At 69.7% G+C, this 6,735-nt stretch carries 8 protein-coding genes; 6 read left to right on the top strand and 2 right to left on the bottom strand.

Going from position 1 to position 6,735, the window contains the following annotated elements; genetic code table 11:
• Positions 1–44 precede the first annotated feature (44 nt).
• Positions 45–404, bottom strand: coding sequence for a hypothetical protein (locus DCO49_RS18980; protein ID WP_116865312.1), 360 nt, complete (start codon positions 402–404; stop codon positions 45–47).
• Positions 405–413: 9 nt separating this feature from the next.
• A complete protein-coding gene (gene pdxH, locus DCO49_RS18975; protein WP_116865311.1) occupies positions 414–1,013 on the bottom strand; it encodes a pyridoxamine 5'-phosphate oxidase in 600 nt (199 codons plus the stop codon).
• Positions 1,014–1,053: 40 nt separating this feature from the next.
• Here pdxH and DCO49_RS18970 point away from each other — a divergent pair, with 40 nt between their 5' ends.
• The 6 genes from DCO49_RS18970 to mdtD all read left to right on the top strand — a co-directional run bounded on the left by DCO49_RS18970 (position 1,054) and on the right by mdtD (position 6,624).
• Positions 1,054–1,881, top strand: coding sequence for a kinase (locus DCO49_RS18970; RefSeq protein ID WP_116865310.1), 828 nt, complete (start codon positions 1,054–1,056; stop codon positions 1,879–1,881).
• Between the two features lie 83 nt (positions 1,882–1,964).
• A complete protein-coding gene (locus DCO49_RS18965; protein ID WP_116865309.1) occupies positions 1,965–2,507 on the top strand; it encodes a shikimate kinase in 543 nt (180 codons plus the stop codon).
• A complete protein-coding gene (aroB, locus tag DCO49_RS18960; RefSeq protein ID WP_116865308.1) occupies positions 2,504–3,616 on the top strand; it encodes a 3-dehydroquinate synthase in 1,113 nt (370 codons plus the stop codon). The genes DCO49_RS18965 and aroB overlap by 4 nt, the downstream gene beginning before the upstream one ends.
• 120 nt (positions 3,617–3,736) lie before the next feature.
• Positions 3,737–3,976, top strand: coding sequence for a WGR domain-containing protein (locus DCO49_RS18955; protein ID WP_106468857.1), 240 nt, complete (start codon positions 3,737–3,739; stop codon positions 3,974–3,976).
• A gap of 26 nt (positions 3,977–4,002) precedes the next feature.
• A complete protein-coding gene (gene hemE, locus DCO49_RS18950; RefSeq protein WP_116865307.1) occupies positions 4,003–5,085 on the top strand; it encodes a uroporphyrinogen decarboxylase in 1,083 nt (360 codons plus the stop codon).
• 57 nt (positions 5,086–5,142) lie between these two features.
• Positions 5,143–6,624, top strand: a complete 1,482-nt coding sequence (gene mdtD, locus DCO49_RS18945; protein ID WP_243402782.1) for a multidrug transporter subunit MdtD — start codon at positions 5,143–5,145, stop codon at positions 6,622–6,624.
• The last annotated feature ends 111 nt before the right edge of the window (positions 6,625–6,735 follow it).

Below are 6,735 nucleotides of genomic sequence, written 5' to 3'. Positions count from 1 at the left end.
CTCGGCTGATGTTCCCGCGGAAGCAGCCGAGCATGGGCTCGGCTCTACAACGGCAACCCGCCGGCCAGGAGCAGCTCGATCTCCTCCACCTGCACCACCGGCACCCGCCACGGATGATGCGGCACGATGCCCTGCTCCAAGATGCGCTGCAGCCGCTGCGTATCCCGAGGCAGACAGAACTCCAGGCGCACGCTGTCGACCACTTCGGTGCGTCCTTCCTCCCCCTGGACGGGCGACGCACCCACCCGCGGGCGGAACTGCTCGCACCCCGGCGCCGACCACCACATACCGTGCTCGTAGTCGCCGGCCGCCAGCGCGTCCACTGCGAGGATACCCTGCTTCACCGCGTCCAATGCTGCCGGCGGCACGAACACCACCACGCGGTACAGCGGCAGGCGTTGCATCGGGTTGCCTCAGGGATACAGCAGCCGCTTGCTCCAGCGCCCTTCGGCACCGGCGTCGTAGCACCAGCGCTCGTGCAGGCGGAACTGCGCGCCGTACCAGAACTCGATGCGGTCCGGCACTACGCGCAGGCCGCTCCAGCCGTCCGGACGCGGTACGTCCCTGCCCTCGAAACGGGCTTCGACCTCGGCCACGCGCGCATCGAACTCCTCGCGCGTCGCCAGCGTCTTCGACTGCAGCGACGCCCATGCGCCGATCTGGCTCATGCGCGGGCGGCTGGCGAAATAGGCATCAGCCTCGGCATCGGCCACCTGCTCCACGCGCCCTTCGATGCGCACCTGGATGCCGGCCTCGCGCAGGCTGCGCCACAGGAACAGCAGCGCCGCCTGTGGATTGGCCTGCAGTTCGTTGCCCTTGTGGCTGTCCAGGTGGGTGTAGAACACGAAGCCGCGCTCGTCGAACGCCTTCAACAAGACGGTGCGCGCCGACGGCCGGCCCTGCGTATCAGCAGTGGCCACGGTCATCGCGTTGGGCTCGACCTCGCGGCTCTGCTTCGCCTCTTCGAACAGGGCGGCAAAGGTGGACAGGGCTTCAGCGTAAAGGTCGCTCATGGCTCGCTTCTTCTCACAAGGATTGGGCTATTGTGGCGGCATGGTTGCTGCTGCGTACATGCCCCAGGTGAAAGGATTCCCGGATGCGCTTGCCGAGCAGGCGCTTGACGATGCGCTGGCCAGCGGCGCCACGGTGCCAGTATTGGCGATCAGCGGCCTGCAGGGCAGCGGCAAATCGACGCTGGCCGCGCAGGTGGTGGCCCGTGCCCAGGCCCGTGGGCTGAACGCCGCAACGCTCTCCATCGACGATGTCTACCTGACCCGCGCGCAGCGCCAGCGCCTGGCCCGTCGGGTCCACCCGCTGCTGATCACCCGCGGCCCGCCCGGCACCCACGACCTGCCGCTGGCCCATGCCGTGCTCGACGCGGTGGCCGCACGCCAGCCGCTGGCACTGCCGCGCTTCGACAAACTGGCCGATGAGCGCCTGCCCGAGGCGCAATGGCCAGCGCTGGACGCCCCGCTGGACCTGCTGGTGTTCGAAGGCTGGTTCCTCGGCACGCCCGCGCAGGATGATGCCGAGCTGGACAGCCCCTTGAACGCGCTGGAGCGCGAGGCCGACCCGGATGGCCGCTGGCGGCGCTGGTGCAACCAGGCCCTGGCCCGCGACTACCCGGTGCTGTGGCAGCGCTGCGACCGCCTGTGGTTCCTGCAGCCACCGGATTTCTCGGTGGTGCCGCGCTGGCGCTGGCAGCAGGAACAGAACCTGCAGGCTGCCCAGCCCGGGCGGCACGGCATGAGCCGTCCGCAGCTGGAGCGCTTCGTGCAGTATTACGAACGGGTCAGCCGGCAGGCGCTGCGTGCCCTGCCCGACCGCGCCGACCATGTGGTGGTGCTGGACGGCCAGCGCCAGGTACAGGCGGTGCGCTGAGGCCGCCGCTGCGGCACGAAGGATGCTTCCAACAGCAACCATCGTGCCAGGCCGGGGGTGCGGAAGTGGTAGGATCAGAGAGCATGAATCCTGCTCCGAACCTGATCCTGATCGGCCCGATGGGCGCCGGCAAAACCTGCATCGGCCGCCGCCTGGCCGAGCGCTTCACGCTGGACTTCGTCGATGTCGACCAGGCCATCGTCGACGCGGCGGGGGCCAGCATTCCCACGATCTTCGAACACTCCGGCGAAGCCGGCTTCCGTGGCCATGAGCGCGAGGCACTGGCCCGCGTGCTGGAAGGTCGGGGCCAGCTGGTCTCCACCGGTGGCGGTGCCGTGCTGGAAGCAGGCAACCGTGCGCTGATCGCCCAGCGCGGCTTCGTGGTCTACCTCCGCGTGAGCGTGGCGGCCCAGCTGGAACGCCTGGCCCGCGACAAGGGCCGGCCGCTGCTGCAGCGCCCGGACCGCGAGCAGGTGCTGCACGATCTGGCCGCGCTGCGCGACCCGCTGTACCGCGAGCTGGCCGACCTCACCCTCGACACCGACCCGTTTACCGCTGCCGACGCCACCGCCCAGCTTGTCGTCAAGCTGGCCACGCAATGGCAGCGCCAGGACCTGACTGCATGACCTCCCCCGCCCTGCTGCAGGTCGCCGTTGGCGGCGACCGCCCCTATTCCATCACCATCGGCGCCGGTGCCCAGGCCGACGGCGCTGCGCTGGCCTCGCATGTGCGCGGCCGCCACGTGCTGCTGCTGAGCGATAGCGAAGTCGCCCCGCGCTACCTGGCCGTCGTGAAACAGACCCTGCTGGCCGCGCGCCCGGACCTGATCGTCGGCGAGCACGTGCTGCAGGCCGGCGAGGCGTCCAAGACCCTGGCCGAGTTCGGCCGCGCCATCGAAGCACTGGCCGCACTGGGCGCCACCCGCGATGCCTGCGTGTTCGCCCTCGGCGGCGGCGTGGTCGGCGATCTGGCCGGTTTCGCCGCGGCCTGCTGGATGCGCGGCGTGGACTGCGTGCAGCTGCCGACCACCCTGCTGGCGATGGTCGATTCCTCGGTGGGCGGCAAGACCGCCGTGGACATCCCGGCCGGCAAGAACCTGGTCGGCGCCTTCCATCCGCCGCGCGCGGTCATCGCCGATACCGGCGTGCTGGCCACCCTGCCGCCGCGCGAACTGCGTGCCGGCCTCGCCGAAGTGGTGAAGTACGGCGCGCTGGGCGATGCGGTGTTCTTCGAATGGCTGCAGCAGCACGCCGAGGCGCTGCTGGCCGGCGAAGACGCCGCGCTGGCCGAAGCCATCGCGCGCAGCTGCCGGCACAAGGCCGCCATCGTCGAGTGCGACCCGTTCGAGAAGGGCGAGCGCGCCCTGCTCAACCTGGGCCACACCTTCGGCCACGCCATCGAGACCGAGCAGGGTTATTCGGCCCCGGGCCGCGATGCACTGAACCATGGCGAGGCCGTGGCCGTGGGCATGGTGCTGGCGGCGAAGCTGTCCACCGACCTGGGCCTGGCCGAGGATGCCGACCGCGTGCGCCTGCAGGCGCTGCTGGAAAAGCTGCAGCTGCCGGTGGCGATCCCCGCCGGGCTCGACCCGCAGGCCCTGCTCGGCCGCATGCGGCTGGACAAGAAGAACGTGGCCGGCCGCCTGCGCCTGGTGCTGTGGCGCGGCATGGGCCGGGCCGAAGTGGTGCCGGACGTGGATGAAGCGGCGGTGCTGAAGGTGCTGGGCGCGGGTTGACACCGCGCGCGTCTGCCGGGCATGGCCCGGCGCTACCGGGCCTTCGCGGCATGAAGCGCAGCCGAGCATGGGCTCGGCTCTACAGGTCCGTGTCGCCCCCGGGGCGATACAATCGGCCTCATGCACGTCTACCTGCAACATCCCGATGCCGGTGCGCAGGCACCGCGCTTCCTGCGCCTGAGCCTGCAGCCGGACCTGTTCGGCGGCTGGGAGCTGCTGCGCGAGAGCGGCCGCGTCGGTGCGCGCTCGCAGCTGCGGCGCGAGCTGTTCCTGCAGGCAGACGAAGCCCGCCACGCCTTCGAGAAGGCCCGCGATGCCGAACTGCATCGCGGCTTCCAGATGCTTTCGCACGGCGACTGACGCCGCTGCCAACTTTCGCCCAAGGAATGCCCATCGTGACCAGCCCCCTCCGCAACGATCGCCTGCTGCGCGCCCTGCGCCGCGAACCGGTGGACTGCACCCCCGTCTGGCTGATGCGCCAAGCCGGCCGCTACCTGCCGGAGTACCGCGCGACCCGGGCCAAGGCCGGCAGCTTCCTGGCCATGGCCAAGAACCCGGAGATCGCCTGCGAGGTCACCCTGCAGCCGCTGCGCCGCTTCCCGCTGGACGCGGCCATCCTGTTCTCGGACATCCTCACCATTCCCGATGCGATGGGCCTGGAACTGTACTTCGTTGAAGGCGAAGGCCCGAAGTTCCGCCACCCGGTGCGTGATGAAGCCGCCATTGCCAGGCTGGCGGTGCCGGACATGGAACAGGACCTGGGCTACGTGATGGAGGCGGTGCGCCTGATCCGCCGCGAACTGGACGGCCAGGTACCGCTGATCGGCTTCTCCGGCAGCCCGTGGACGCTGGCCTGCTACATGGTGGAAGGCGGCGGCAGCAAGGATTTCGCGCGCATCAAGGCGATGGCGCTGAACCACCCGCAGGCCCTGCACCGCCTGCTGGACGTCACCACCGACGCGGTCATCGCCTACCTCGGCGCACAGCGCGCGGCTGGCGCACAGGCCCTGCAGGTGTTCGACACCTGGGGCGGCGTGCTGTCGCCGGCGATGTACCGCGAGTTCTCGCTGCGCTACCTGCAGCGCATCGCCGAAGGCCTGGAACGCGGCGAAGGCAGCGAGCGTGCGCCGCTGATCCTGTTCGGCAAGGGCACCGGCCTGCACCTGGAAGCACTGTCGCAGACCGGCGCCGATGCGCTGGGCCTGGACTGGACCCTGGACCTGGACGAGGCGCTGCGCCGCACCGGCGGCCGCGTTGCCCTGCAGGGCAACCTCGACCCGACCACGCTGTACGCCTCGCCCGACGCCATCGCCGCGGCCGCTGCACGCGTGCTCGACACCTATGCGGCCGGCAACGGAGGTTCGCGCGAGGGCCATGTGTTCAACCTCGGCCATGGCATGTCGCCGGACATGGACCCGGCACACGTGCAGGTGCTGGTCGACGCGGTGCACGCGCACAGCCAGCGCTGAACCCCGGCACGGGCCACGGCGCGGCATTGATCGCGCCGTGACTCGCAGTGCGCGATCATGGCGGCCCCATGCTGCACCGGCCCCCACGCCATGTCCGAACCGTCGCCCGCAGGCACGCCCGCACCCGACACCGCCGCATCCGCCGCCGAATACGCCCGTTTCCGCCCGCTTCTATGGCTGGTTTCGCTGGCGATCTTCATGCAGATGCTCGATTCGACCATCGTCAATACCGCGCTGCCGGCGATGGCCAAGAGCCTGGGCGAAAGCCCGCTGCAGATGCAGTCAGTGGTGTTCAGCTACGCGCTGGCGGTCGCCACCTTCATCCCCGCCTCCGGCTGGATCGCCGACCGCTACGGTACCCGCCGCACCTTCCTGGTGGCGATCATCCTGTTCACCCTCGGCTCGCTGGCCTGCGCGCTGGCCCAGCACCTGCACCAACTGGTCGGCGCGCGCGTGCTGCAGGGCATCGGCGGCGCGATGCTGCTGCCGGTCGGCCGCCTGGCGGTGATGCGCTCGGTGCCTCGCGAGGATTTCCTGCGGGCGATGAGCTTCATCGCCATCCCCGCCCTGATCGGCCCGCTGATCGGCCCCACCCTCGGCGGCTGGCTGGTGGAAATCGCCTCGTGGCACTGGGTGTTCCTGATCAACCTGCCGATCGGCGTTATCGGTTTCATCGCTGCGATGAAGATCATGCCCGACCACTACGCCAGCCACCGCACCCGCTTCGACCTGCGCGGCTACATCATGCTGGCCTTCGCGATGGTGGTACTGTCGCTGGCGCTGGACGGCATCTCCGGCCTTGGCACGCCGCACGCATTGATCATGCTGATGACCGTGGCCGGCCTGGCCGCGCTGGTCGGCTACTGGCTGCACGCGGCCAATTCCACCGCGCCGCTGTTCTCGCTGGCACTGTTCCGCGTGCCAAGCTACCGCATCGGCATCCTCGGCAACCTGTTCTCGCGCATCGGCAGCAGCGCCATGCCGATGCTGATCCCGCTGCTGCTGCAGGTCGGCCTCGGCCTGGGCCCGATGCACGCGGGCCTGATGATGGTGCCGGTGGCCGCGGCAGGCATGGTGTCGAAGAAGCTGGCGGTGAGGCTGGTTGAACAGTACGGCTACCGCCGCGTGCTGATGATCAATACGGTGCTGGTGGGCCTGGCGATGGCCAGTTTCATCCTGATGGACCCGGGCCAGCACCTCGCCTGGCGTCTGGTGCAGCTGGCGTTCTTCGGTGCGGTCAATTCGCTGCAGTTCACCGTGATGAACACCGTGACCCTGCGTGACCTGGACCGCGAGTACGCCAGCTCGGGCAACAGCCTGCTGTCGATGGTGATGATGCTCGCGGCCGGCTTCGGCGCGGCGGCGGCCGGCAGCCTGCTGGCGGCGTTCGGCACGCACCTGGAAGGCCATGGTGCGACGGCGGCGCTGCATGCGACGTTCATCTGCGTGGGGGCGATCACGCTGACCTCGACGATGATTTTCTGGCAGCTGCCGGATACGAGGCCGGAACCGCGGCAGGTCGAGTCTGTGGCGGAGTAGTTTCTTTGCAGGGCTACGCCCTGCACCTGCTCAAGGCTACGGCAACGTCAAAAGCCGAAGCGGCATTCCGTGGGATGGCGGGGCGGTGTGGGCTTGCAGGACACGCCGTAA

The organism is Stenotrophomonas sp. SPM, from assembly GCF_003105135.1.
In the GTDB taxonomy this organism is placed as follows: Bacteria; Pseudomonadota; Gammaproteobacteria; order Xanthomonadales; family Xanthomonadaceae; genus Stenotrophomonas.
The sequence above is the reverse complement of the archived record's forward strand: the minus strand, read 5'-3'. Positions and strand labels throughout refer to the sequence as shown.